This is a genomic window from Enterobacter sp. BIGb0383, assembly GCF_003751845.1.
Classification (GTDB): domain Bacteria; phylum Pseudomonadota; class Gammaproteobacteria; order Enterobacterales; family Enterobacteriaceae; genus BIGb0383.
Map to the genome: position 1 here is coordinate 85,983 of NZ_RJKQ01000007.1, position 24,736 is coordinate 110,718.

19 protein-coding genes are annotated in these 24,736 nt (G+C 57.2%); 12 read left to right on the forward strand and 7 right to left on the reverse strand.

The genetic code is table 11. The features are described from left to right. Nucleotides 1-101: 101 nt before the first annotated feature. The 4 genes from cpxR to katG all read left to right on the forward strand — a co-directional run bounded on the left by cpxR (nucleotide 102) and on the right by katG (nucleotide 5,590). Nucleotides 102-800: an envelope stress response regulator transcription factor CpxR gene (gene cpxR / locus EDF81_RS22710; RefSeq protein ID WP_123350441.1), complete on the forward strand. Its 699-nt coding sequence runs from the start codon at nucleotides 102-104 to the stop codon at nucleotides 798-800. Then, nucleotides 797-2,170, forward strand: a complete 1,374-nt coding sequence (gene cpxA, locus EDF81_RS22715) for an envelope stress sensor histidine kinase CpxA (protein ID WP_123350442.1) — start codon at nucleotides 797-799, stop codon at nucleotides 2,168-2,170. Before cpxR ends, cpxA begins: the two co-directional genes overlap by 4 nt. 205 nt (nucleotides 2,171-2,375) lie before the next feature. Beyond that, on the forward strand, nucleotides 2,376-3,266 hold the full coding sequence (metF, locus tag EDF81_RS22720; protein WP_123350443.1) for a methylenetetrahydrofolate reductase: 891 nt from the start codon (nucleotides 2,376-2,378) through the stop codon (nucleotides 3,264-3,266). 143 nt (nucleotides 3,267-3,409) lie between these two features. Beyond that, nucleotides 3,410-5,590 (forward strand): catalase/peroxidase HPI, encoded by a 2,181-nt coding sequence (katG, locus tag EDF81_RS22725; protein WP_123350444.1) that lies wholly within the window; start codon nucleotides 3,410-3,412, stop codon nucleotides 5,588-5,590. Between the two features lie 61 nt (nucleotides 5,591-5,651). Here katG and EDF81_RS22730 read toward each other — a convergent pair whose 3' ends face one another. Genes EDF81_RS22730 through ptsP form a run of 3 tightly spaced genes read right to left on the reverse strand, consistent with a single transcriptional unit; the run spans nucleotide 5,652 to nucleotide 9,946 of the window. Beyond that, the gene (locus EDF81_RS22730; RefSeq protein ID WP_123350445.1) at nucleotides 5,652-6,755 is read right to left on the reverse strand and encodes a glycerol dehydrogenase; all 1,104 of its coding nucleotides are present in this window, start codon (nucleotides 6,753-6,755) and stop codon (nucleotides 5,652-5,654) included. Between the two features lie 9 nt (nucleotides 6,756-6,764). Continuing rightward, nucleotides 6,765-7,427, reverse strand: coding sequence for a fructose-6-phosphate aldolase (gene fsa, locus EDF81_RS22735; protein WP_123350446.1), 663 nt, complete (start codon nucleotides 7,425-7,427; stop codon nucleotides 6,765-6,767). Nucleotides 7,428-7,444: 17 nt separating this feature from the next. Further along, on the reverse strand, nucleotides 7,445-9,946 hold the full coding sequence (gene ptsP, locus EDF81_RS22740; protein WP_123350447.1) for a phosphoenolpyruvate--protein phosphotransferase: 2,502 nt from the start codon (nucleotides 9,944-9,946) through the stop codon (nucleotides 7,445-7,447). Between the two features lie 310 nt (nucleotides 9,947-10,256). Here ptsP and EDF81_RS22745 point away from each other — a divergent pair, with 310 nt between their 5' ends. The 5 genes from EDF81_RS22745 to EDF81_RS22765 are packed head-to-tail and all read left to right on the forward strand — an operon-like array spanning nucleotide 10,257 to nucleotide 15,214. After that, nucleotides 10,257-11,336, forward strand: coding sequence for a PTS fructose transporter subunit EIIC (locus EDF81_RS22745; RefSeq protein WP_123350448.1), 1,080 nt, complete (start codon nucleotides 10,257-10,259; stop codon nucleotides 11,334-11,336). Between the two features lie 12 nt (nucleotides 11,337-11,348). Continuing rightward, on the forward strand, nucleotides 11,349-11,669 hold the full coding sequence (locus tag EDF81_RS22750) for a PTS fructose-like transporter subunit IIB (RefSeq protein ID WP_123350449.1): 321 nt from the start codon (nucleotides 11,349-11,351) through the stop codon (nucleotides 11,667-11,669). A gap of 48 nt (nucleotides 11,670-11,717) precedes the next feature. Further along, nucleotides 11,718-14,015, forward strand: a complete 2,298-nt coding sequence (locus tag EDF81_RS22755; RefSeq protein WP_123350450.1) for a formate C-acetyltransferase — start codon at nucleotides 11,718-11,720, stop codon at nucleotides 14,013-14,015. Beyond that, on the forward strand, nucleotides 13,981-14,856 hold the full coding sequence (locus tag EDF81_RS22760) for a [formate-C-acetyltransferase]-activating enzyme (RefSeq protein ID WP_123350451.1): 876 nt from the start codon (nucleotides 13,981-13,983) through the stop codon (nucleotides 14,854-14,856). The genes EDF81_RS22755 and EDF81_RS22760 overlap by 35 nt, the downstream gene beginning before the upstream one ends. A gap of 1 nt (nucleotide 14,857) precedes the next feature. Next, entirely contained in the window at nucleotides 14,858-15,214 is a 357-nt protein-coding gene (locus EDF81_RS22765) for a PTS fructose-like transporter subunit IIB (protein ID WP_123350452.1), read from the forward strand. Here EDF81_RS22765 and EDF81_RS22770 read toward each other — a convergent pair. From EDF81_RS22770 to argE, 4 genes are all read right to left on the reverse strand, one after another. Continuing rightward, nucleotides 15,201-16,034, reverse strand: coding sequence for an AraC family transcriptional regulator (locus EDF81_RS22770; RefSeq protein ID WP_123350453.1), 834 nt, complete (start codon nucleotides 16,032-16,034; stop codon nucleotides 15,201-15,203). The genes EDF81_RS22765 and EDF81_RS22770 overlap by 14 nt on opposite strands. 96 nt (nucleotides 16,035-16,130) lie before the next feature. Next, nucleotides 16,131-18,782 (reverse strand): phosphoenolpyruvate carboxylase, encoded by a 2,652-nt coding sequence (ppc, locus tag EDF81_RS22775; protein WP_123350454.1) that lies wholly within the window; start codon nucleotides 18,780-18,782, stop codon nucleotides 16,131-16,133. A 221-nt stretch (nucleotides 18,783-19,003) separates the two neighbouring features. Beyond that, nucleotides 19,004-19,828 carry a DUF1796 family putative cysteine peptidase gene (locus tag EDF81_RS22780; protein WP_123350455.1) on the reverse strand — a complete coding sequence of 275 codons (825 nt, stop codon included), beginning with the start codon at nucleotides 19,826-19,828 and terminating at the stop codon, nucleotides 19,004-19,006. A gap of 267 nt (nucleotides 19,829-20,095) precedes the next feature. Then, entirely contained in the window at nucleotides 20,096-21,247 is a 1,152-nt protein-coding gene (gene argE / locus EDF81_RS22785) for an acetylornithine deacetylase (RefSeq protein ID WP_123350456.1), read from the reverse strand. A 194-nt stretch (nucleotides 21,248-21,441) separates the two neighbouring features. Here argE and argC point away from each other — a divergent pair, with 194 nt between their 5' ends. From argC to argH, 3 genes are all read left to right on the forward strand, one after another. Beyond that, the gene (argC, locus tag EDF81_RS22790) at nucleotides 21,442-22,446 is read left to right on the forward strand and encodes an N-acetyl-gamma-glutamyl-phosphate reductase (protein WP_123350457.1); all 1,005 of its coding nucleotides are present in this window, start codon (nucleotides 21,442-21,444) and stop codon (nucleotides 22,444-22,446) included. Nucleotides 22,447-22,452: 6 nt separating this feature from the next. Next, nucleotides 22,453-23,229: an acetylglutamate kinase gene (argB, locus tag EDF81_RS22795; RefSeq protein ID WP_123350458.1), complete on the forward strand. Its 777-nt coding sequence runs from the start codon at nucleotides 22,453-22,455 to the stop codon at nucleotides 23,227-23,229. Between the two features lie 68 nt (nucleotides 23,230-23,297). Beyond that, entirely contained in the window at nucleotides 23,298-24,671 is a 1,374-nt protein-coding gene (argH, locus tag EDF81_RS22805; protein WP_123350460.1) for an argininosuccinate lyase, read from the forward strand. The last annotated feature ends 65 nt before the right edge of the window (nucleotides 24,672-24,736 follow it).

A 24,736-nucleotide genomic window follows, 5' to 3' on the forward strand; every position in this document is an offset into this window, starting at 1 on the left:
CGATTCAGGCTGCAAACATGCGTCAGGGGGTGTAAAACAACGTAAAGTCATGGATTAGCGCGCCTTGATGACGTAATTTCTGCCTCGGAGGTATTTAAACAATGAATAAAATCCTGTTAGTAGATGATGACCGGGAGCTCACCTCCCTGTTAAAGGAGCTGCTCGAGATGGAAGGCTTTAATGTGCAGGTTGCCCATGATGGGGAACAGGCGCTGGCGCTTCTTGACGACAGTATCGACCTGCTTTTGCTCGACGTGATGATGCCGAAGAAAAACGGTATCGACACCCTTAAAGAGCTACGTCAGACACACCAGACCCCCGTGATTATGTTGACCGCTCGTGGCAGCGAGCTGGACCGCGTGCTTGGCCTTGAACTGGGCGCGGATGACTATTTACCTAAACCCTTTAATGACCGCGAACTGGTAGCGCGTATTCGCGCTATTTTGCGCCGTTCACACTGGAGCGAACAGCAGCAAAACAGCGACAGCAGCTCACCGACCGTGGAAGTTGACGGGCTGAGCCTCAATCCGGGCCGCCAGGAAGCCAGTTTCGACGGGCTGACGCTGGAACTGACCGGGACGGAGTTCACTCTGCTATACCTGCTGGCGCAGCATCTTGGCCAGGTGGTGTCCCGTGAGCACCTGAGCCAGGAAGTGCTGGGCAAGCGTTTAACGCCGTTTGACCGTGCTATCGATATGCATATCTCCAACCTGCGCCGCAAGCTGCCGGAGCGTAAGGACGGGCACCCGTGGTTTAAAACCTTGCGTGGGCGCGGCTATCTGATGGTGTCCGCTTCATGATAGGCAGCCTGACCGCCCGCATTTTCGCCATTTTCTGGTTAACGCTGGCGCTGGTGTTGATGCTGGTATTGATGCTGCCGAAGCTGGACTCGCGTCAGATGACCGAGCTGCTGGAAAGCGAGCAGCGCCAGGGGCTGATGATTGAACAGCACGTGGCGGAAGAGCTGGCTAACGATCCCCCTAACGATCTGATGTGGTGGCGGCGACTATTTCGCGCGATTGATAAATGGGCCCCGCCGGGGCAGCGTTTATTATTAGTGACCAGTGAAGGTCGGGTGATCGGCGCGGAGCGCAATGAAATGCAGGTCATCCGTAACTTTATCGGGCAGTCGGATAACGCCGATCATCCGCAGAAAAAGAAATACGGCCGGGTGGAGATGGTCGGGCCATTTTCTATCCGGGACGGGGAAGATAATTACCAGCTCTACCTGATCCGTCCGGCAAGTAACTCTCAGTCTGACTTTATTAACCTGCTGTTTGACCGTCCGCTGCTGCTGCTGATTGTCACTATGCTGGTGAGCTCGCCGCTGCTGTTATGGCTGGCGTGGAGCCTGGCGAAACCGGCGCGTAAGCTGAAAAACGCGGCGGACGAAGTGGCGCAGGGCAACCTGCGACAGCATCCGGAACTGGAAGCCGGGCCGCAGGAGTTTCTGGCAGCGGGGGCCAGCTTTAACCAGATGGTGACGGCGCTGGAGCGTATGATGACCACCCAGCAGCGCCTGCTCTCCGATATCTCCCATGAACTGCGTACGCCGCTGACGCGTCTGCAGCTGGGTACGGCATTGCTGCGTCGCCGCAGCGGTGAGAGCAAAGAGCTGGAGCGTATTGAAACCGAAGCGCAGCGTCTCGACAGTATGATCAACGATCTGCTGGTGATGTCGCGCAATCAGCAGAAAAACGCGCTGGTCAGCGAAACGGTGAAGGCGAATCAGCTGTGGAATGAGGTGCTGGACAACGCCGCGTTTGAAGCAGAGCAGGTCGGCAAATCGTTCACCGTGGAATATCCGCCCGGGCCCTGGCCGCTTTACGGTAACCCGAATGCACTGGAAAGCGCGCTGGAGAACATTGTGCGTAATGCTCTGCGTTACTCGCACACCAAAATCTCAGTCAGCTTTGCGGTGGATAAAGACGGTATCACCATCAACGTCGACGATGATGGTCCAGGCGTCAGTCAGGAGGATCGCGAGCAGATTTTCCGACCGTTCTACCGAACCGATGAAGCCCGCGATCGTGAATCCGGCGGAACCGGGCTGGGGCTGGCGATTGTCGAAACCGCCATTCAGCAGCACCGTGGTTGGGTTAAAGCCGATGACAGCCCGCTGGGTGGTCTGCGGCTGACTCTCTGGCTTCCGCTGTACAGACGTTCCTGACGGGCGTATCCCGCTGACGACAGGCTCTCGCGATGAGGGCCTGTCGCCCTCCTGAATTTTTTTCACCTTCCCTGAGTATTCCTCACCGTTAATCAGTATATTTCAGTTGACGACGGGGTGCTTTTCCGTCATTTTGGCATCTGGACGTCTAAACGTATAGAAGTTCACAAAGCCGAATAATGACAAGCGATTGATGAGGTAAGGTATGAGCTTTTTTCACGCCAACCAGCGGGAAGCCCTGAATCAGAATCTGGCCGATCTTCACGGTCAGATTAACGTTTCTTTTGAGTTTTTCCCGCCGCGCACCAGTGAAATGGAGCAAACCCTGTGGCACTCCATCGATCGTCTTAGCATCCTGAAGCCGAAATTTGTCTCGGTGACCTACGGTGCCAACTCGGGCGAGCGTGACCGCACCCACAGCATCATTAAAGGAATTAAGGATCGCACCGGCCTTGAGGCCGTACCGCATCTGACCTGTATTGATGCGACCCGTGATGAGCTGCGCGCTATCGCTCAGGATTACTGGAACAACGGCATCCGCCATATCGTCGCCCTGCGCGGTGACCTGCCCCCGGGCAGCGGCAAGCCGGATATGTACGCGACCGATCTGGTTTGTCTTCTGAAAGAGGTGGCGGATTTTGACATCTCCGTTGCCGCCTACCCGGAAGTGCATCCGGAAGCAAAAAGCGCCCAGGCTGACCTGCTTAACCTGAAGCGTAAAGTCGACGCTGGTGCCAACCGGGCGATTACCCAGTTCTTTTTCGATGTCGAAAGCTATCTGCGCTTCCGTGACCGCTGCGTCACCGCCGGTATCGATGTCGAAATCATTCCCGGGATCCTGCCGGTTTCCAACTTTAAGCAGGCGAAGAAGTTCGCCGATATGACCAACGTGCGTATCCCGTCCTGGATGTCCCAGATGTTTAATGGCCTGGATGACGATGCAGAAACCCGTAAGCTGGTCGGGGCCAGTATCGCCATGGATATGGTGAAGATTCTTAGCCGTGAAGGGGTGAAGGATTTCCACTTCTACACGCTGAACCGCGCCGAAATGAGCTATGCCATCTGCCATACGCTAGGCGTGCGTCCGGCGATATAAAGGATAAACCCTTCAAAAAGTACGTTTTTTGTGAGCGTTCGTAAATAAAAGGAATTGGCTATCGAATCTGTGGATTTTTTCGACTATATCTGATCTCTGAAGGTGTATATCGTAACGGTATACACGATAAAGGGAGCAGAGCGATGAGCACGTCAGACGATACCCATAACAAGACATCAGCGGGCAAATGTCCTTTCCACCATGGCGCTTCAGATCAGAGTGCGGGGGCAGGGACAGGCAGCCGCGACTGGTGGCCGAAACAACTCCGCACAGACCTTCTTAACCAACACTCCAGCCGCTCAAATCCGTTGGGCGACGATTTCGACTACCGCAAAGAATTCAGCAAATTAGATTATTCAGCGCTTAAAGGCGATCTGAAAGCGCTGCTTACCGATTCCCAGCCCTGGTGGCCTGCGGACTGGGGCAGCTATGCCGGTCTTTTTATCCGTATGGCGTGGCACGGCGCAGGCACCTACCGATCCGTTGACGGTCGTGGCGGCGCAGGGCGCGGCCAGCAGCGCTTTGCCCCCTTAAACTCCTGGCCCGATAACGTCAGTCTGGATAAGGCGCGTCGTCTGCTGTGGCCTATCAAACAGAAATACGGCCAGAAAATCTCCTGGGCCGACCTGTATGTTCTCGCCGGTAACGTTGCGCTGGAGAATTCCGGCTTCCGCACTTTCGGGTTTGGTGCCGGACGCGAGGATGTCTGGGAGCCGGATCTCGATGTGAACTGGGGCGATGAGAAAGCCTGGCTTACCCATCGTCATCCCGAATCGCTGGCGAAAGCGCCGCTGGGCGCGACAGAGATGGGTCTGATCTACGTTAACCCTGAAGGGCCGGAGCACAGCGGTGAGCCGCTTTCCGCCGCCTCGGCGATCCGCGCCACCTTTGGCAATATGGGGATGAATGACGAAGAGACCGTGGCGCTGATTGCCGGTGGTCATACGCTGGGCAAAACGCACGGTGCTGCGGCCTCGACGCACGTGAGTGACGATCCTGAAACCGCGCCGATTGAAGCGCAGGGCTTTGGCTGGAACAGCAGCTACGGTTCGGGTTCAGGTGCTGATGCGATTACCTCGGGTCTGGAAGTGGTCTGGACACAGACGCCCACCCAGTGGAGCAATTACTTCTTCGAGAACCTGTTCAAATATGAGTGGGTGCAGACCCGCAGCCCGGCAGGTGCGATTCAGTTTGAAGCGGTCGATGCGCCGGAAATTATTCCCGATCCGTTCGATCCGTCGAAAAAGCGTAAGCCGACGATGCTGGTAACGGATCTGACGCTGCGTTTCGATCCTGAGTTTGAGAAAATTTCACGTCGTTTCCTGAACGATCCGCAGGCCTTTAACGAAGCCTTTGCCCGCGCCTGGTTCAAACTGACACACCGTGATATGGGGCCGATCGCACGCTATATTGGCCCGGAAGTGCCGAAAGAAGAGCTGATTTGGCAGGATCCGCTGCCGCGGCCGACGCTGCATCCGATGGCGCAGGACATCCAGAGCATCAAAGCCGATATTGTTGCGTCCGGGCTTTCCGTCAGCGAACTGGTTTCCGTGGCATGGGCTTCTGCATCGACCTACCGCGGTGGCGACAAGCGCGGCGGCGCAAACGGTGCGCGCCTGGCGCTGGCACCGCAGAGAGGATGGGAGGTCAACGCCGTTGCCGCCCGTGTCCTGCCTAAGCTGGAAGCCATTCAGGCGGCGTCAGGCAAAGTCTCTCTTGCCGACGTTATTGTGCTGGCAGGTGTTGTCGGTGTCGAACAGGCTGCGAAAGCCGCAGGCACGGATATCAGCGTACCCTTTACGCCAGGCCGCGTAGATGCGCGTCAGGATCAGACCGATATCGAGATGTTTGACCTGCTCGAGCCGATTGCCGATGGCTTCCGCAACTACCGTACGGCACCTGGCGTATCGACCACCGAGTCACTGCTGATTGATAAAGCCCAGCAGCTGACGCTGACCGCACCGGAAGTGACGGTGCTGTTGGGCGGGTTACGCGTGCTGGGGGCGAATGCGGATGAGAGTCAGCATGGCATCTTCACCGATCGTCCGGGCGTGCTGAGCAATGATTTCTTCGTCAACCTGCTGGATATGCGCACCGAGTGGAAAGCCACGGACAGCGCTTCCGAGTTCTTTGCAGGCCGGGACCGTCTGAGCGGCGAGGTGAAATACACCGCGACGCGTGCCGATCTGGTCTTCGGGTCAAACTCGGTACTGCGTGCACTGGCGGAGGTGTATGCCAGCAGCGATGCTCAGCAAAAATTCGTGAAGGATTTTGTGGCGGCATGGGTGAAAGTGATGAATCTCGACCGCTTTGACCTGCTGTAAGTCTTTACCTGACGTATAAAATAACAATCCCCGCAGCGATGCGGGGATTTTTTTATCGGGATTATTCCCACTCTTGCAGGAAACGCTGGCCGTACTGATCGGCCACCAGCAGCGCGGCATAGACCTGGTCCGGCGTGGCTCCGCCCGGCATATTGTGGATGGTTTCCCCTTCGACGCAGGCAGCTTCCGCCACGGTACGCATTTTGGCCGGAATATCCGTTTTGATATCCAGCTGCGCCAGGGTGATGGGCAGACCTACGCTGTAACAGAGCGCGGCAACGGTTTCGATCTCTTCTACCGACGCGTTCTCCAGCACCAGCTGAGTCAGGGTGCCGAACGCCACTTTTTCACCGTGATAGAAGTGGTGGGCGTCCGGGATGGCCGTTAACCCGTTGTGGATAGCATGGGCTGCGGCAAGGCCGCCGCTTTCAAAGCCAACGCCGCTCAGATAGGTATTGGCTTCCACCACCCGCTCGAGCGCCGCCGTAACCACATGCTGCTCAGCGGCCAGCATCGCCTTTTCGCCTTCTTCCACCAGCGTGTTGTAGCACAGCTCGGCCAGCGCCAGTGCGGCCTGGGTGCTCTGACCGCCCGCCATCGTTTTACCGCCGCTGCGGGAGCAGGCGCGGGCTTCAAACCAGGTCGCCAGCGCGTCGCCAATCCCGGCGGCCAGCAGCCGTGCCGGTGCGCCAGCCACAATACGGGTATCGACGATCACCATTTCGGGATTTTTGGGGAGCATCAGGTAACGTTCAAACTCGCCGTCGTCGGTGTAAATCACCGACAAGGCGCTGCAGGGCGCATCCGTCGAAGCAATGGTGGGGGCAATCGCCACCGGGAGATGCATAAAGTGCGCCAGCGCCTTGGCGGTATCCAGCGTCTTGCCGCCGCCAATCCCCAGTACCGCACCGCAACGGGATTTTTCCGCTACCGTTCGCAGGCGATCGATTTCATTTTGCGAACATTCGCCGCCAAAAGGGGCAATTTCCACCGCCAGCCCGGCATCGGTCAGGCTTTTGCGTAGCGCCTCTTCGGCAAAACCGAGAACAAACTTGTCGCCGACGATCAGCCAGCGCTCTGACAGGGGTTTGAGGTAGTCGCCGAGGCGGGTAAGCACGTCCGCACCCTGGATGTATTTTCCTGGCGATTGAATGATTCTGTCCATTATCACTCCTTAAAGGTTGAGGTTGCCAAATACGTTTTTCCAGTCCTGCTCAAACTTCTCAATAGCCGACTCTACCGCAGGCGTGCCGAGCATTTGTTGCGCTACGTCTAATGGAAGGGTAATGGCTTCACATCCAGCGAGCAGACAATCGACCGCCTGGCGGGGCGTTTTAAAGCTGGCGGCCAGGATTTTGCTCTGCGGAGCGTGAAGTTTTAATAGCGTTTGCAGCTCCTGCACAGTACGAATGCCATCCCCGCCCTGGGCATCGATACGGTTAACATAGGGCGCCACGTATTCCGCTCCGGCCATCGCGGCCAGCAATCCCTGGGCGGCGCTGTAAACGGCCGTTCCCAGCGTGGAAATACCCGCCTGTTTTAGCTGTTTGATAGCGGTCAGCCCCTCCGCCGTCACCGGTATTTTCACCACCAGATCGGGAAACGCATTGGTCAGACGTTTCGCTTCAGCGACCATGCCTGCGGCGTCACGGGCCATTGTCTGGGCAAACAGCCTGCCCTGTGGCCCGATGGCTTGTCTGAGCCGGGGCAGGACATCCCAGAGGGGTTCTTTTCCTGCTGCCACAATGCTCGGGTTGGTGGTGACGCCTGCCAGGGGCCAGATGCGTGCCAGGCGCTCGACTTCTTTGACGTTCGCCGTATCCAGATAGAGTTCCATGATGCTTCCTCGTTAAGTTACAGTTCCAGTTCACGTTGCAGCAGGCCGGCAATGGCCCGGGCGGATTCGGCGCTGACCAGAGCCTGACGAAATTCTTCATGCATAATGCGGCGTGCCAGTCGGGAGAAAATACGCATGTGCTGGTCGCCGGCGGCATGTTTGTTAAGGGTCAGCATAATGATGGACCGTGCGTCTTCATCACCCCAGCGCACCGGCGTTTGCAGGCGGGCGACGCTGATGGTCGATTGTTCAATATGCTCTGATTTACTGTGTGGAATGGCGAAGCTAAAGCCGAGGCCGGTAGAGAACACGGCTTCGCGCGCCCAGAGATCGGCCTCCAGCCTGCGCGGGTAGCGGCAGCGTCCGGCGAGCAGCAGGTTGTCCGTCATCCCCTTCATCACCTCTTCTTTGCTCTGCCAGTCGTTATCCAGCGAGATACAGGATTCGGCGATAAGCGGAGCGTCCTGCTGGTGCATCCGGAACTGGGCCAGCAGATGTTCAACCTCCAGCGACGTCCGGCAGGCCATCGCCTGATTGAGTAGCTGGCGGCAGGCCCGGCTGTCGAGCTTAGCAAGGCGCGCTTTTGTCGCCGCAATGGCCGGTGCGCTCATGCTGATTTCGTCCAGGCCAAGCCCGACCAGCAGCGGCAGGACCGAACCTTTCGCACCCAGCTCGCCGCACAGGCCAACCCATTTTCCCTGACGATGTACCGCCTGCACGGCATAATCCAGCGCCCGCAGAAAGGCCGGGTTCAGACTGTTGTAGTGGCGGGTCACTTTGGCGTTATCGCGATCGACCGCCAGCAGATACTGCGTCAGGTCATTGCTGCCGACACTGAAGAAGTCGATCTCTTCACAGCACTGATCGATGATAAACATCACCGAGGGCACTTCCAGCATGATGCCGAGCGGGATTTTTTCATCAAAGGGAACCTGCTCATGCCGCAGCTGCTGCTTTGCGTCGGCGAGCTTCTCTTTAACCCACAGAATTTCCTCCATAGAGGAGATCATCGGGATCATGATCTTCAGGCTACCGTGCGCAGAGGCGCGGAGGATCGCCCGCAGCTGCGTGGTAAACAGGCTGGCGTACTCTTCATAAATTCGCACGGCGCGATAGCCAAGAAACGGATTGTTCTCTGCAGGAATATTCAGGTAATCCACCGGTTTATCACCGCCAATATCCATGGTGCGCACAATAATGCTACGCCCGTCCGATGCGTCGAGCGCCTGGCAAAAGAGGTTGTACAGCTCGTTTTCCGAGGGTTCGCAGGCGCGGTCCATATAAAGCATTTCGGTGCGAAACAGGCCAACGGCCTCTGCACCGTTGTTAAAGGCCGCCTGCGCTTCGACGGCGTGGGCAATATTGGCCGCGACCTCCAGGCGAACGCCGTCGGCGGTTCGGGCTTCGCGGTGAAGCCAGAGGCTTTCCTGCTGGCGCAGCGCGGCCTGAACGCGTGCTTCCTGCTGATAATAGCGATCTATCGCGTTATCAGGTTCCACCGCAATCACCCCGGCGTTGCCGTCCAGCCAGATGCGCTGCTGCTTCCAGCGGGCAAGGGGATCGATATCCACGCCAGCCAGCGTCGGAATATTAAAGGAACGGGCGAGGATCACCGTATGGGATGTGGTGCCGCCGTTCCTCAGCAGCAGACCTTTCAGCAGCGTTTTATCCAGCTCCAGAAACTGGCTGGGGGTTAGCTCTTCCGCCATGCAAATCGCAGGCTGCGTCAGCTTGCCCGGTGCCGGGAATCGCGCTTCGCCATAGATCTGCTGCAGCAGTTGAAAACAGACATCGCGGACGTCGAGGGCGCGTTCCTGCAGATAGCGGCTGCCGGAGCGGCTGAACTCGTCACAAAAATGACCCGCGCTACGGACGATAGCTCCGGCGCAGCTCAGCCCCTCGCTGACGCCGGTTTGCAGGTGCTGGCGTAACGTCGCATCCGTCGCCAGAGAGCGATGGGCTTCAAGAATTGCGTGCGTGGTGCCGTCGCTGTCAAGCAGGCGCAGAGCCAGCGTTTTTACCAGCGTTGTCAGCCCCTTCTCCAGCAGCGCCTGTTCCTCCGGCAGCGCCTGAGCGGCCGGAAGCGGTCCGGGGTCGCTGAAATCCAGAGAGACGAGCGGGGTTAACACGCCTCCGGCGGTTCCGCCGCACACCGGGCTGGCGCGAAATAGCGTTGCGTTCAGGCGCGACAGCGACTCTGGCAGGGACGCCACCGGCTGTCTGTCAGGCGCTGCCAGGGGGGCGTCACAGCGGGGAAATTCACTGCGTATCCAGGCGCTTAGCTTCTGTTCGGCCGCCCCTTCATCCTGGCCGGTTATCAACAGTCGACAGGCGTCTCCTGCCAGCGTATCGGTACCAATCAGCGACAGCGCACTTTTAGCATTGCCCGTCCTGCCGGTTCGCAAATTATGCCACTCAATCGTCGATATGAAGGTATTACACAGCGTTTCGACGTGGCTGGCGGGACGCGCATGGACGCCATTGGGCAGATCGCAGACGAACTCCACTACCTGGGCCATAACCTTTCTCCTTATTTCAAAAAGCATGGTCGACAGCATAGAGGGGATAAAAGGCGGCGGACTATCTGACATTTCTGCCAAAAACTGGATAAATGTAATGTCGGTATAAAAGTGAGATCTTCCTCACAGGCGCCTTCCCGTTCTGTTTTTCACCGCTAAAGCCGACTCTTTGAGAGCGATCGCATTTTTCTTCGAATGTTACAAAAATCCAGTAAATGGTCGGTTTGTCCACTGTCTGTCCCGCCGCTGATTGCCTATTGTCTTCCACATCAAGGTTTAGGAGATGGGCCGACCGGCCCGGGAGCGACAAATGAAAGAGTTGGTGCAGATCCTGAAAAACACCCGTCAGCATTTGATGACCGGCGTGTCGCATATGATTCCGTTTGTGGTGGCAGGCGGCATCCTGCTGGCCGTTTCCGTGATGCTCTACGGTAAGGGTGCCGTACCCGATGCGGCGACAGACCCGAATCTGAAGAAGCTTTTTGATATCGGCGTCGCGGGCTTAACGTTGATGGTGCCTTTTCTGGCGGCCTATATCGGCTACTCCATTGCTGAACGTTCCGCGCTGGCGCCCTGCGCGATCGGTGCCTGGGTCGGCAACAGCTTTGGCGCGGGATTCTTTGGCGCCATCATCGCCGGGATCCTCGGCGGCATTATTGTCTTTTATCTCAAGCGCATACCTGTTCCGAAAGTGCTGCGCTCGGTGATGCCTATTTTTGTTATCCCGATTATCGGCACCGTGACGACTGCCGGGATCATGATGTGGGGCCTCGGTGAACCGGTTGGTGCGTTAACGCAGGGCCTGACGCAGTGGCTACAGGGGATGCAGCAGGGCAGCATTATTGTACTGGCTGTCGTGATGGGGCTGATGCTGGCTTTTGATATGGGCGGTCCGGTTAACAAAGTGGCCTACGCCTTTATGCTGATTTGCGTGGCCCAGGGTGTCTATGCGGTCGTGGCCATTGCCGCCGTCGCGATCTGCGTTCCGCCGCTCGGGTTAGGGCTGGCAACGCTGATGCGTCGCAGCAACTTTACCGACGAAGAGCGCGAGGCGGGCAAGGCCGCGCTGGTGATGGGCTGCGTGGGGGTGACGGAAGGCGCTATCCCGTTTGCCGCCGCCGATCCGCTGCGGGTGATCCCTTCGATTATGCTTGGCTCGGCCTGCGGTGCGGTGGTGGCAGCGCTGACCGGCGCACAGTGTTATGCCGGGTGGGGCGGGCTGATTGTGCTGCCGGTGGTTGAGGGCAAGCTCGGCTATATGGCCGCGGTTGCGGTGGGTGCCGTGGTGACGGCGGTCAGCGTCAACGTTCTGAAAAGCGTGGCGCGCAGGCAGCAGAAACCGGTCGATGATAAGCAGGATGACCTGGAGCTGGATTTTGAAATTCATTAAGCGAGGTGAAGGATGACGACCATAGTTGCAGTAACAGCGTGCCCGTCAGGCGTGGCACACACCTATATGGCGGCTGAAGCGCTGGAAAGCGCGGCAAAGGCCAAAGGCTGGCAGATAAAAGTGGAGACCCAGGGCTCTATTGGGCAGGAGAACGCGCTGAGTGCAGAGGACGTGGCCGCGGCGGACCTGGTGATCCTGACCAAAGATATTGGCATCAAGTTTGAAGAGCGCTTCCAGGGTAAGACGATCGTTCGCGTGAACATCAGCGATGCCGTTAAGCGCGCTGACGGCATTATGAACAAGATCGAAGCGCATCTGGCGCAAATGGCCTGACTGGTTTCCCGCCCGCCAGGGCGGGCTTTTCTTGTAAAGGAGTGCCCCATGACGAATCGAATTCAGCGCCTGAAGGCTGCACTTTTTGCACAGCCCCGTGAAATCTCCCTTGAGCGTGCGCTTCTCTACACACAGAGCCACCGGCAGACGGAAGGCGAGTCGGTGATCCTGCGCCGGGCGAAAGCCACGGTGCATATTCTGGACGGCGTCAAGATTGCGATTCGTGATGATGAACTGATCGTCGGCAACCGGACAGTCAAACCGCGAGCGGGCATTATGTCGCCGGAAATGGATCCTTACTGGCTGCTGAAAGAGCTGGATGCGTTCCCGACGCGGCCGCAGGACCGTTTTGCGATAAGCGACGACGATAAGCGGATCTATCGTGAGACGCTGTATCCTTACTGGGCGACGCGTTCAATGAAGGATTTCATTAATGCGCAAATGCCGGACGAGGTCACGGCCGCGACAGGGACGCACATTTTCAGCGTCAACCAGACCGACAAAGGGCAGGGGCATATCATTATCGACTATCCGCGCCTGCTGGATAACGGTCTCGACGCGCTGGTGGCGCAGATGCGGGCGCACTGCCAGCGTGCGCCGGAAAATGACTTTTATCAGGCGGCGCTACTGCTGCTTGAAGCCTCGCAGCGCCATATCCTGCGCTATGCCACACTGGCGGACGAGATGGCGATGCAGTGCCAGCAGCCACAGCGGCGTGAAGAGCTGCTGGCCATTGCCGAACTTTCGCGACATAACGCCCGGCACAGGCCGCAGACTTTCTGGCAGGCCTGTCAGCTGTTCTGGTATATGAACGTGATTTTGCAGTATGAGTCCAATGCCAGTTCGTTGTCTCTCGGGCGCTTCGACCAGTATATGCTGCCTTACTATCAGGCTTCGCTGACTCAGGGAGAATCGCCCGCATTCCTTCAGGAAATCCTCGAATCGCTGTGGGTGAAATGTAACGACGTGGTCTTACTGCGTTCGACCGGGAGTGCGCGCTACTTCGCCGGTTTTCCGACCGGCTACACGGCGCTGCTGGGCGGGCTGACGGAGAGCGGCCGCAGCGCGGTGAACGTGCTCTCTTTCCTCTGCCTGGACGCCTACCAGAGCGTGCAGCTGCCCCAGCCGAATCTGGGCGTGCGGGTTAATGCGCTTATTGATACGCCATTCCTGCGAAAAACCGCCGAAACCATCCGCCTCGGCACCGGCATTCCGCAAATCTTTAATGATGAAGTGGTGGTTCCCGCCTTTTTAAATCGCGGGGTGTCGCTGGAGGACGCGCGCGACTACGCGGTGGTGGGCTGCGTGGAGCTCTCTATTCCGGGTAAAACCTATGGCCTGCACGATATTGCCATGTTCAACCTGCTGAAAGTCATGGAGATTGCGCTGCAGGAACAGGAAGGCAATGCGGCGCTGACCTGGGAGAGCCTGCTGGAACATATCCGCACGAAAATAGACCATTACATCCGGCTGATGGTTGAAGGCAGCAATATCTGCGACATCGGCCACCGGGACAGGGCACCAGTGCCGCTGCTCTCTTCGTTTATCAGTGACTGCCTGCATAACGGCAGGGATATTACCGATGGCGGAGCGCGGTACAACTTCTCCGGCGTGCAGGGGATCGGGATCGCCAACCTCAGCGATTCACTGCATGCGCTGAAAGGTATGGTGTTCGATCAGCAGCGTCTCAGCTTTGATGAGCTACTGGCGGTGCTGAAAGCCAATTTTGCCACCCCGGAGGGTGAAAAAGTCCGCGCCCGGCTGATTAACCGCTTTGAGAAGTACGGCAACGATATTGACGAGGTCGATAATATTAGCGCCGAACTGCTGCGATATTACTGTAAAGAGGTAGAAAAATACCGTAACCCCCGCGGCGGGCTGTTTACGCCGGGCTCTTATACGGTATCGGCGCACGTGCCGCTGGGGGCCGTGGTCGGGGCAACGCCTGACGGGCGTCTGGCCGGAGAGCAGCTGGCGGATGGCGGGCTTTCGCCGATGGTGGGCCAGGATACGCAGGGGCCGACGGCGGTACTGAAATCGGTCAGCAAGCTGGATAACTACCTTCTCTCCAACGGAACGCTGCTGAACGTGAAGTTTATGCCTGCCACGCTGGAGGGTGACGCCGGGCTGCAGAAACTGTCCGACTTTTTGCGCGCCTTTACCCAGCTAAAGCTGCAGCATATTCAGTTCAACGTGGTGAATGCCGATACCCTGCGAGACGCGCAGAAACAGCCACAAAATTTCGCCGGGCTGGTGGTGCGGGTCGCGGGGTATAGCGCCTTCTTTGTGGAGCTGTCAAAGGAGATTCAGGATGACATTATCCGCCGCACCGCGCATCAGCTGTGAGGAGCCGGAGAGACGCGCAGAGACTGCGCGCGTTTTTAATCTCCAGCGCTACTCCCTGAATGATGGGGGCGGTATCCGTACGGTGGTGTTTTTTAAGGGCTGCCCGCACCGCTGTCCGTGGTGTGCGAACCCGGAATCTATCTCGCCCAAAATTGAAACGGTGCGGCGAGAAAGCAAGTGCCTGCACTGCGCCATCTGCCCGCAGGATGCCGACGAGTGCCCTTCAGGCGCGTTTGAGCGTATCGGGCGCGACGTCACGATCGAGACGCTTGAACGAGAGGTGATGAAGGATGAGGTCTTTTTCCGGACCTCCGGCGGAGGCGTAACCCTTTCCGGCGGCGAGGTGCTGATGCAGGCGGCTTTTGCCACGCGTTTTCTTACCCGCCTGCGCAGGCTGGGCGTGCATACGGCGATTGAAACGGCGGGAGATGCGCCGTTCAGCCGCCTGCTGCCGCTGGCCCGGCAATGTGACGAAGTCCTGTTCGATCTGAAAATTATGCAGGCCCGGCGTGCCCAGCAGCACGTCAAAATGAATATGCCGCGGGTGCGGGATAATTTTCGACGGCTGGTGGCGGAAGGTATCCGGGTGATCCCACGGCTGCCGCTGATCCCGGGGTATACGCTTGGCAACGATAATTTTCAGCGGGCTTTGCGGTTTTTACAGCCTCTGGGTATAACGGACCTGCACCTGCTGCCGTTTCACGCGTATGGCGAGCCTAAGTACCGGCTGCTGGGTGAAATCTGGGAGATGAAAGATGTGCCGCCCCCGACGCGGGAGGAGGTGAGCGTCTTGCGATTGATGGCCGAACGGGCCGGTTTTCGGGTGAGAGTCGGAGGCTGAAATGACGACAGCACACGGGCGATTTATGGTGGCGGTCACGGCATGCGTCAGCGGCGTTGCGCATACCTATATGGCGGCCGAGCGGCTGGAAAAACTGTGCCAGCAGGAAAAATGGCACATTAAAATCGAGACGCAGGGAGCGCTGGGTATAGAAAACAGCCTGAGCGCGGAAGAGATCAGCCGGGCCGATGTCGTCCTGCTGATCACCGATATTGAACTGGCGGGGGCCGGGCGGTTTACGCAGGCCCGCTATGTTCAGTCGGGCATTAATGCTTTTTTATGCGATCCGCAAAAAGTCATCAGTGCGGTACGCAAGCTGCTGTCCGCGCCACAGCACACGCACCTTATTTTGTCATAAGCAGCTGGCTGTGATACTGCCGGCGGTATTCTGACGGCGAGCGATCGGTGTTTTTACGGAACAGGCGGCAGAAGTAGTTGCTGTCGGTGAAGCCGCAGGTGCGTGCCACTTCCTTGACCTTCATATCATAGCCTTTCAGCAGCGCCTTCGCTTTCTCCAGTCGGATGTGGTTCAGATATTCGTTAAAGCCCAGGGCGCTACTTTTATTAAACAGGTGAGAGAGATAATTCGGCGAAATATAAAACGCCTTCGCCACCGATTCGCGGTTTAGGGCTTCGGCGGAATGGCTGTCGATATGGTCGCGAATCGCCTCGAACAGCGCCTGACTACGGGATGCCGTCTGGATCTGGCTGCCAAGGAGATCGGCACAGTGGCCTAACAGACTGGTCACGATCAGCCGGGGCGTGTGGTTGTCCTGCGGCTGCATCAGCGTTTCATTCAGCGCCTGGAGTAAAAACGATCCCACGCGAGGGCCACGGCGGGCAACGTGCTGTTTGGCCAGGTTTTGCAATTGAGTACCATCCCAGTGCTGAATACTGAACCCCAGCTGCTGTTTGCCGAACAGAATGCTTAACGTGGTCACGGGCGTAAGCCACTGCGGACAGTTCCAGCCTCCGGCGGGAATAAAAAGCACGTCATTTTCCGTCAGCGTAAAAGAGAGGTCGGTTATTTCTCCGTTGAGCACAATCTCCAGCCGTGGAAAACCGACCTGCCAGGCGATATCGGGAGGCGGGCTGGCAGCGCTGGCAAAGTAGACATGCCGAAGCGGTGTGGTGCCGCGGGTGAACTGCAGAAGTAACGTGCTGACGTCGTGGTTCATAATCCCTGAACGATTGCGAAAGTGACGGATCCACATTAACCGGGGCGCAAAAAAAAGGCCACACGAGGTGTGGCCATTTGTGAGACAGGGAGAGGATCAGCCCGTATTACGCATCCCGGCGGCAACGCCTGCGATGGTCACCATCAGCGCCTGCTCGACGCGTGGATCCGGCGCAAGGCCATCTTCTTCCGCTTTACGCGAACGGTGCAGCAGTTCGGCCTGCAGCACGTTCAGCGGGTCGGTGTAGATATTACGCAGCTGAATGGACTCGGCAATCCACGGCAGGTCGGCCATCAGATGTGAATCGTTGGCGATATCCAGCACCACTTTGATATCCGCTTCCAGCAGCGTGCGCAGTTCGTTACCGAGCTTCCACAGCTCAGGTTTTACCAGGCGCTGATCGTAATACTCCGCCAGCCACAGGTCGGCTTTGGAGAACACCATCTCCAGCATACCCAGGCGGGTGGAGAAGAACGGCCAGTCACGACACATGGCTTCCAGCTCGCTCTGCTTGCCGTCTTCCATCACTTTTTGCAGCGCCGCACCCGCGCCCAGCCAGGCCGGAAGCATCAGGCGGTTCTGGGTCCACGCGAAGATCCACGGGATCGCACGCAGCGACTCCACGCCGCCGGTTGGGCGACGTTTGGCCGGGCGCGAACCCAACGGCAGTTTACCCAGCTCCTGCTCAGGCGTTGCAGAGCGGAAGTAAGGTACGAAGTCTTTGTTTTCACGCACGTAGCCGCGGTACAGGTCGCAGGAGATGTCTGACAGCTCGTCCATAATATGACGCCAGTCGTCTTTCGGCTCCGGCGGCGGCAGCAGGTTGGCTTCCAGAATGGCGCTGGTGTAGAGCGACAGGCTGCTGATGGTGACTTCCGGCAGGCCGTACTTGAAGCGGATCATCTCGCCCTGCTCGGTCACACGCAGGCCACCTTTCAGGCTGCCCGGCGGCTGCGAGAGCAGTGCCGCATGTGCCGGTGCGCCGCCGCGACCGATGGAGCCGCCGCGTCCGTGGAACAGGGTCAGCTCAATACCGGCTTTCTCGCAGGTTTTGATCAGCGCATCCTGAGCCTGATACTGCGCCCAGGAAGCAGCCATCACGCCCGCGTCTTTAGCGGAGTCAGAGTAGCCAATCATGACCATCTGTTTGCCCTGAATAAAGCCGCGATACCAGTCGATATTCAGTAGCTGGGTCATCACGTCGTTGGCATTATTCAGGTCGTCGAGGGTTTCAAATAGCGGGGCGACCGGCAGGGCAAAGCTAATCCCCGCTTCTTTGAGCAGCAGGTGAACCGCCAGCACGTCGGAGGGCGTTTTCGCCATGGAGATGACATAGGCTGCAACGGAGCCTTTCGGCGCATCGACGATGGCCTTGCAGGTTTTGAACACTTCCTGCGTCTCTTCGCTCGGCTCCCAGCTGCGCGGCACCAGAGGTCGTTTGGAGTTCAGTTCGCGGATCAGGAACGCCTGTTTATCGGCTTCTGACCAGCTTTCATAGTCGCCAATGCCCAGATAGCGAGTCAGTTCGCCCAGCGCTTCGGTGTGGCGGGTGCTTTCCTGACGCACGTCGATACGCACCAGCGGCACGCCAAAACACTTCACGCGGCGCAGGGTATCGAGCAGTTCACCGTTAGCGATGATGCCCATTCCGCACGCCTGGAGTGATTTATAACAGGCGTACAGCGGATCCCACAGCTGCTCGTTCTGGCTCAGCAGACCGGCAGGTTTCGGCAGACGCTGGCCTTTCAGGCGCGCTTCCAGCCAGGCCTGGGTCGCCATTAACTGGCTACGCAGGGTTTTCATCAGGTAGCGGTATGGCTCGCTGGCTCCCTCTTCACCGACCAGCTCCAGCAGCTCAGGCGTGGCTTCAACCATCGACAGCTCGGAAATCAGGATCTGGATATCTTTCAGGAACAGATCGGTTGCTTTCCAGCGGCTGAGAAGGAGGACGTGGCGGGTGATATCGGCGGTTACGTTCGGGTTGCCATCGCGGTCACCGCCCATCCAGGAGGTGAAACGGACGGGAACAAAATCGACAGGCAGACGATAGCCCAGGTTTTCTTCCAGCTGTTCGTTCAGCTCGCGCAGGTAGTTTGGTACACCTTCCCACAGGCTATTTTCGACAACGGCAAAGCCCCATTTTGCTTCATCAACCGGGCTTGGGCGATATTTACGGATTTCATCCGTGTGCCAGGACTGGGCAATCAGCTGGCGCAGGCGGCGCATCAGCTGGTTGCGTTCGTAGTCGGCAATCTCTTTATTATCGAGCTGCTTCAGGCAGTTATTTACTTCCACCATTTTGTGGATCAGCGTACGGCGGGTGATCTCGGTCGGGTGGGCGGTAAGCACTAATTCCAGCGAAAGGGATTCGACCGCTTTCTTGATGGTCGCTTCGTTAAGTTCGGGCTGGTCTTTGAGTTTTCTGAGCGTACGGGCAATCACTTCCGGGTTGCTGGCGCCTTCGCCGTTTGGCGAGATGCTGTGGTATTGCTCGGCGGTATTCGCCAGGTTCAGAAACTGGCTGAATGCACGGGCCACCGGCAGCAGCTCGTCATTCGACAGATTCTGCAGGGTGGTGAGCAATTCCTGGCGGTTGGCCTCGTTGCCCGCGCGGGAGGATTTTGACAGCTTACGGATCGTCTCTACGCGGTCGAGGATGTTCTCTCCCAGCGCGTCTTTGATGGTCTCTCCCAGCACTTTGCCGAGCATACTGACATTACTACGCAATGCGGAATATTGTTCGTTCATGTTAACCCAGACACCCCATCTCATTTTATTTTGTTATACCTGACGCCCCGGAACCTGAGACATCGGATATCGACACCGTCCTTTATAAAGCCACGTAAAACCCCGTGCGTCAATTGCGGCGAAATCGCTTCAGCAAACGAAAAAATGTCGGCAATTTACGAAATTTAATTCACTTTGCGCCAGATAAGCATAGCTTATGAAAACGGGGGTTTTTGGCCGTGTCAGGGACAACCGGGCGTCTGCAACCCTGCTACGGCAGACTGACCTCCGAGCCGGTTGTAATCGTCTACTGTATCGAACATCTCGGCGAAAAGGAGATCGTCTTTTCTGGCCCAGAACGTGTCCAGATCATCCCCGCCCCATATCTCGTGGGTGAAACATACAAACTCAAGTAACCCAGTGCCGTATGAGGTACAGGCGAGATGCTTAGCATCGCAATCTGCGATGATATGTTGATAAAAAAGGATGATTTTGCAGTTACAGCCAGCGGTGTTGTAGAGCGACAGGAACTCGTTTAAGTTCGCCCTTAAAAGGCGAAGGTCTGAATTCTCTGTTATCCGGTGATGGTAAAGAAAAACAAAGTTCTTTTTACCACGATACTGTAACTGGCGAGCGACCCGGCGTTTGAATGCACGATTATCTTCTTTAATCCTGAGAGGGTCGTGATGAGAGAATTCAAACCCAAGCATATGTCTTTCGCTATACTGCCCCACGCAGTGTTTATAAAACGTCGAGCGTACAACGGAACGGTCACCATCTGGAAAATGCTGCAGGTGTTCTTTTTTAAGTAGATTCTGATAACCGTCGTGCTCCATCTGAAGAAGGTATTCAATATTGGAGCGCCCGGAGGAAAAGACCGAACTGAAGGATTTTCTGCCATGCCGCCTGAGAATGTCATCGGCCAGGCAGTTTTCCCCCAGTGAAACCCAGAGAGTGTCAGCACCTACGTTGTGACGATACTTCCATTTTTTACGCAGGTTACAAAGGGTTCGCTTTAGCGACTTGAGATTGTTTCGTATATACTGCCTGAATATTTCACCACCCATTAATATCACCTTCCCGGGTTATAATTTCATCCTTAATTTAAAATATTCTTTAATTTGGAATATTTATTTATCTTGTGAATGGATTGTTTTGTTTCATAAATATATTGAGCCAGATAGAGTGGTTTCTCCATATTTACATTATGGTAAGTCGATATAATCATATAATTAGAAGGGATACAACCTCGCGCTTTCACTGAATAGCGAAGGGCCTCTAAAAGGGTTGCCGGCTATCGGCAATCTTGGTTCAGAGGCCCCGCTGGTGAAAATTTAATGCCAGCAGAAGTGGTGCACCACCTGGGTAATTAATTCCCGCGTTGGCTTAATAAAGCGTGTTTCCAGGTATTCATCCGGCTGGTGGGCCTGATTGATAGAGCCTGGCCCCAGCACCAGCGTCGGGCAGAGGGTCTGAATAAACGGCGCTTCGGTGCAGTAGTTCACTACTTCGGTCTTCGCACCGAGCAGTTTTTCTACCACTTCAACCAGCTGATGGTCCGGCGGGCACTCGTAGCCCGGGATCGGCGGGTGCAGCTCGGAAATCGTCACGCGGCCCGGCCAGCGCTCGCTGAGCGGGGCCAGAGCATCATTCAGCAGTCCGTCCAGATCGTTGAGGGTCATCCCCGGCAGCGGACGGATATCCATATGCAGTTCACAGCAGGCGCAGATGCGGTTGGCCGCGTCGCCGCCGCTGATATGGCCGAGGTTGAGCGTCGGGTAAGGCACGGTAAAGGCCTCGTAGTGATAGCGCTCTTTCAGCGTGTCGCGCAGGGTCAGAATATGGCCGATAGCGTCGTGCATCAGCTCAATGGCGTTGACGCCGCGCGCCGGATCGCTGGAGTGGCCGGACTGGCCCAGGATGCGGATCGCGTTGGAGAGGTGGCCTTTATGGGCGCGGACCGGCTGCAGCGATGTCGGTTCGCCGATAATGGCGCAGTCCGGGCGCAGAGCGGTGGTTTCTGAGAAATAACGCGCCCCGGCCATGCTGGTCTCTTCATCGGCGGTGGCCAGAATATAGAGCGGCTTTTTCAGCGTTGTCACGTCCACGTCACGCAGGGCATCAAGAATAAAGGCAAAGAAGCCTTTCATATCGGCGGTGCCGAGGCCGTACAGCTTGTTGTCGTGTTCGGTCAGGGTAAAGGGATCGCGGGTCCAGCGGCCATCGTCAAACGGCACCGTATCGGTGTGACCGGCCAGCAAGAGGCCACCGGCACCCTGTCCGGTACTGGCAAGCAGGTTGAACTTATTGCGCGTTCCCGGAACGGGTTGTACCTCCACCGCAAAGCCAAGATCGCTAAACCAGCCTGCCAGCAGATTGATTAAAGACGCATTGCTCTGATCCAGTGCTTCTTCCGTTGCGCTGATCGACGGAGTGGCGATCAGAGCGCGGTAAATCTCGATAAATGGCGGTAAATTCTTTTTCATTGTTGACATACCCTGGCTCGTGATAGTATCAATATTCATGCATTATTTGTGAATAAAAATACATTAACGTTGAGCGGAATAAAACCCATAATCACAGTGGTTATTGGTCGCGCTGAACTCGGTAAGGGAAGATATCCGTAGGCTAAAGTCTATCTCTCCCCGACAAACATGACGTAAGAAGGTGAACAGCCCCGATGTTAAATACGCTGATAGTGGGCGCCAGCGGCTATGCCGGCGCAGAGCTTGTGACCTATGTAAATCGCCATCCTCATATGAACATAACTGCTTTGACGGTCTCAGCGCAAAGCAATGATGCAGGAAAATTAATCTCCGATTTGCATCCGCAGCTGAAGGGGATCGTGGATATGCCCCTGCAGCCGATGTCCGATATCAGCGAATTTAGCGCCGGTGTGGACGTGGTGTTTCTCGCCACCGCCCACGAGGTGAGCCACGATCTGGCGCCGCAGTTCCTTGATGCGGGCTGCGTGGTGTTCGATCTCTCCGGGGCTTTCCGCGTTAACGACAGCGCCTTCTACGAAAAATACTATGGTTTCACCCATCAGCAACCGCAGCTGCTGGCCGAGGCGGTGTATGGCCTGGCCGAGTGGAACGGCGAGGCGATGAAAGAAGCGAATCTGATTGCCGTCCCGGGCTGCTATCCGACGGCGGCGCAGCTCTCTCTGCGCCCGCTGATCGAAGCCGGGCTGCTGGATCTAAACCAGTGGCCGGTGATCAACGCGACCAGTGGCGTCAGCGGCGCAGGACGTAAAGCAGCTGTCTCTAATAGCTTCTGTGAAGTAAGCCTCCAGCCTTACGGCGTCTTTAACCATCGCCACCATCCGGAAATTACGACCCACCTGGGGGCAGAGGTGATCTTCACTCCGCATCTGGGGAGCTTCCCGCGTGGGATCCTGGAAACCATTACCTGCCGCATGAAGCCTGGCGTCAGCAAAGAGCAGGTGGCGGAAGTCTTCCAGCAGGCGTACGGCAATAAACCGCTGGTGCGTCTGTATGACAAAACGCTGCCGGCGCTGAAAAATGTGGTTGGGCTACCGTTCTGCGATATCGGTTTTGCGGTGCAGGGCGAACATTTAATCGTGGTGGCTGCCGAAGATAATCTGCTGAAAGGCGCGGCGGCACAGGCGATGCAGTGTGCAAATATTCGTTTCGGCTATGCTGAAACCCAGGCTCTTATTTAAGGTGCGATGATGAACCCATTAATTATCAAACTTGGCGGCGTACTGCTGGATAGCGAAGAGGCGCTGGAGCGCCTGTTTACCGCGCTGGTGAACTACCGCGAATCCCATCAGCGTCCGCTGGTGATCGTCCACGGCGGCGGTTGCGTGGTGGATGAGCTGATGAAGCAGTTGAATCTGCCGGTGAAAAAGAAAAATGGCCTGCGCGTGACGCCTGCCGATCAAATTGACATCATCACCGGTGCGCTGGCCGGGACCGCCAACAAAACGCTGCTGGCGTGGGCGAAGAAAAACCAGATTGCCAGCGTGGGGCTGTTCCTCGGCGACGGCGATAGCGTGTCGGTGACGCAGCTGGATGAAGAACTGGGCCACGTGGGCCTGGCGAAACCGGGTTCGCCGAAGCTGATTAACGCCCTGCTGGAGAGTGGTTTCCTGCCGGTGATAAGCTCCATTGGGGTGACCGATGACGGCCAGTTAATGAACGTTAACGCTGACCAGGCGGCGACTGCGCTTGCTGCCACGCTGGGTGCGGACCTGATCCTGCTCTCGGACGTCAGCGGTATTCTCGACGGCAAAGGGCAGCGTATCGCCGAGATGACGGCGGCGAAAGCAGAGCAGCTGATCGAGCAGGGCATCATTACCGATGGCATGATTGTCAAAGTGAATGCGGCGCTGGATGCGGCTCGTACCCTGGGTCGTCCGGTGGATATCGCCTCCTGGCGTCACGCCGAGCAGTTACCGGCGCTGTTTAACGGCACGCCAATCGGCACGCGCATTCTGGCGTAAGTTGTTAGAGGCCGGATGGCAGAGGTCGTCCGGTGTAGTCAATATCAGATAATTAAGGAAGCACGGTTATGGCACTTTGGGGTGGGCGTTTTACACAGGCAGCGGATCAGCGGTTCAAACAGTTTAACGACTCGCTGCGCTTTGACTACCGTCTGGCCGAGCAGGATATCGTCGGCTCTGTAGCCTGGTCCAAAGCGCTGGTCACGGTAGGTGTGCTGACGGCGGATGAGCAGCTGCAGCTGGAAGAGGCGCTGAAGGTGCTGCTGGAAGAGGTGCAGGCTAATCCACAGCAGATCCTCGAAAGCGATGCTGAAGATATTCATAGCTGGGTGGAAGGCAAGCTGATCGACAAAGTCGGCCAGCTGGGCAAGAAACTGCATACCGGCCGCAGCCGTAATGACCAGGTCGCGACCGACCTTAAACTGTGGTGCAAAGATACGGTTGCTGAACTGCTGGCGGCCAGCCGTCAGCTGCAGTCTGCGCTGGTGGAAACCGCAGCGAATAACCAGGACGCGGTGATGCCGGGTTATACCCACCTTCAGCGCGCCCAGCCGGTGACCTTTGCCCACTGGTGTCTGGCCTATGTGGAAATGCTGGCCCGCGATGAGAGCCGCCTGCAGGATACGCTGAAACGTCTCGACGTCAGCCCGCTGGGCAGCGGCGCGCTGGCGGGGACCGCCTATGAAATTGACCGCGAGCAGCTAGCCGGCTGGCTGGGCTTTGCGTCCGCTACCCGTAACAGCCTCGACAGCGTCTCGGATCGTGACCATGTCCTGGAGCTGCTGTCCGACGCCTCCATCGGTATGGTTCACCTCTCCCGTTTTGCCGAAGACCTGATTTTCTTCAACTCCGGCGAAGCCGGTTTTGTCGAGCTGTCCGATCGCGTAACGTCAGGTTCTTCCCTGATGCCGCAGAAGAAAAACCCGGATGCGCTGGAGCTGATCCGTGGTAAATGCGGACGCGTGCAGGGCGCGCTGACCGGCATGATGATGACCCTGAAAGGTCTGCCGTTGGCCTATAACAAAGATATGCAGGAAGACAAAGAGGGGCTGTTCGACGCGCTCGATACCTGGCTCGACTGTCTGCATATGGCCGCGCTGGTGCTGGACGGTATTCAGGTGAAGCGTCCGCGTTGCCAGGAAGCCGCGCAGCAGGGTTATGCTAATGCTACCGAGCTGGCAGATTACCTGGTCGCGAAAGGCGTACCGTTCCGTGAAGCGCACCATATCGTCGGCGAAGCGGTGGTTGAGGCGATTCGTCAGGGGAAACCACTGGAAGCGCTGGCGCTGGTCGATCTGCAAAAATTCAGTGCGGTGATTGGAGACGATGTTTACCCGATCCTCTCCCTGCAGTCCTGCCTGGATAAACGTGCGGCCAAAGGCGGCGTATCTCCGACGCAGGTTGCGCAGGCGATTGCGGATGCCAAAGCACGATTGGTTTAAGCGTCGATACGGTATTAAAGCGAAAGCACGAAAAGCCTGGCGAGAGTCGGGCTTTTTCAGATAAA

What these genes read in the sequence shown, in the direction of transcription:
- cpxR (WP_123350441.1), top strand. Translation starts at nt 102, where the DNA reads ATGAATAAAATCCTGTTAGTAGATGATGACCGGGAGCTCACCTCCCTG.
- cpxA (WP_123350442.1), top strand. Translation starts at nt 797, where the DNA reads ATGATAGGCAGCCTGACCGCCCGCATTTTCGCCATTTTCTGGTTAACG.
- metF (WP_123350443.1), top strand. Translation starts at nt 2,376, where the DNA reads ATGAGCTTTTTTCACGCCAACCAGCGGGAAGCCCTGAATCAGAATCTG.
- katG (WP_123350444.1), top strand. Translation starts at nt 3,410, where the DNA reads ATGAGCACGTCAGACGATACCCATAACAAGACATCAGCGGGCAAATGT.
- EDF81_RS22730 (WP_123350445.1), bottom strand. Translation starts at nt 6,755, where the DNA reads ATGGACAGAATCATTCAATCGCCAGGAAAATACATCCAGGGTGCGGAC.
- fsa (WP_123350446.1), bottom strand. Translation starts at nt 7,427, where the DNA reads ATGGAACTCTATCTGGATACGGCGAACGTCAAAGAAGTCGAGCGCCTG.
- ptsP (WP_123350447.1), bottom strand. Translation starts at nt 9,946, where the DNA reads ATGGCCCAGGTAGTGGAGTTCGTCTGCGATCTGCCCAATGGCGTCCAT.
- EDF81_RS22745 (WP_123350448.1), top strand. Translation starts at nt 10,257, where the DNA reads ATGAAAGAGTTGGTGCAGATCCTGAAAAACACCCGTCAGCATTTGATG.
- EDF81_RS22750 (WP_123350449.1), top strand. Translation starts at nt 11,349, where the DNA reads ATGACGACCATAGTTGCAGTAACAGCGTGCCCGTCAGGCGTGGCACAC.
- EDF81_RS22755 (WP_123350450.1), top strand. Translation starts at nt 11,718, where the DNA reads ATGACGAATCGAATTCAGCGCCTGAAGGCTGCACTTTTTGCACAGCCC.
- EDF81_RS22760 (WP_123350451.1), top strand. Translation starts at nt 13,981, where the DNA reads ATGACATTATCCGCCGCACCGCGCATCAGCTGTGAGGAGCCGGAGAGA.
- EDF81_RS22765 (WP_123350452.1), top strand. Translation starts at nt 14,858, where the DNA reads ATGACGACAGCACACGGGCGATTTATGGTGGCGGTCACGGCATGCGTC.
- EDF81_RS22770 (WP_123350453.1), bottom strand. Translation starts at nt 16,034, where the DNA reads ATGAACCACGACGTCAGCACGTTACTTCTGCAGTTCACCCGCGGCACC.
- ppc (WP_123350454.1), bottom strand. Translation starts at nt 18,782, where the DNA reads ATGAACGAACAATATTCCGCATTGCGTAGTAATGTCAGTATGCTCGGC.
- EDF81_RS22780 (WP_123350455.1), bottom strand. Translation starts at nt 19,828, where the DNA reads ATGGGTGGTGAAATATTCAGGCAGTATATACGAAACAATCTCAAGTCG.
- argE (WP_123350456.1), bottom strand. Translation starts at nt 21,247, where the DNA reads ATGAAAAAGAATTTACCGCCATTTATCGAGATTTACCGCGCTCTGATC.
- argC (WP_123350457.1), top strand. Translation starts at nt 21,442, where the DNA reads ATGTTAAATACGCTGATAGTGGGCGCCAGCGGCTATGCCGGCGCAGAG.
- argB (WP_123350458.1), top strand. Translation starts at nt 22,453, where the DNA reads ATGATGAACCCATTAATTATCAAACTTGGCGGCGTACTGCTGGATAGC.
- argH (WP_123350460.1), top strand. Translation starts at nt 23,298, where the DNA reads ATGGCACTTTGGGGTGGGCGTTTTACACAGGCAGCGGATCAGCGGTTC.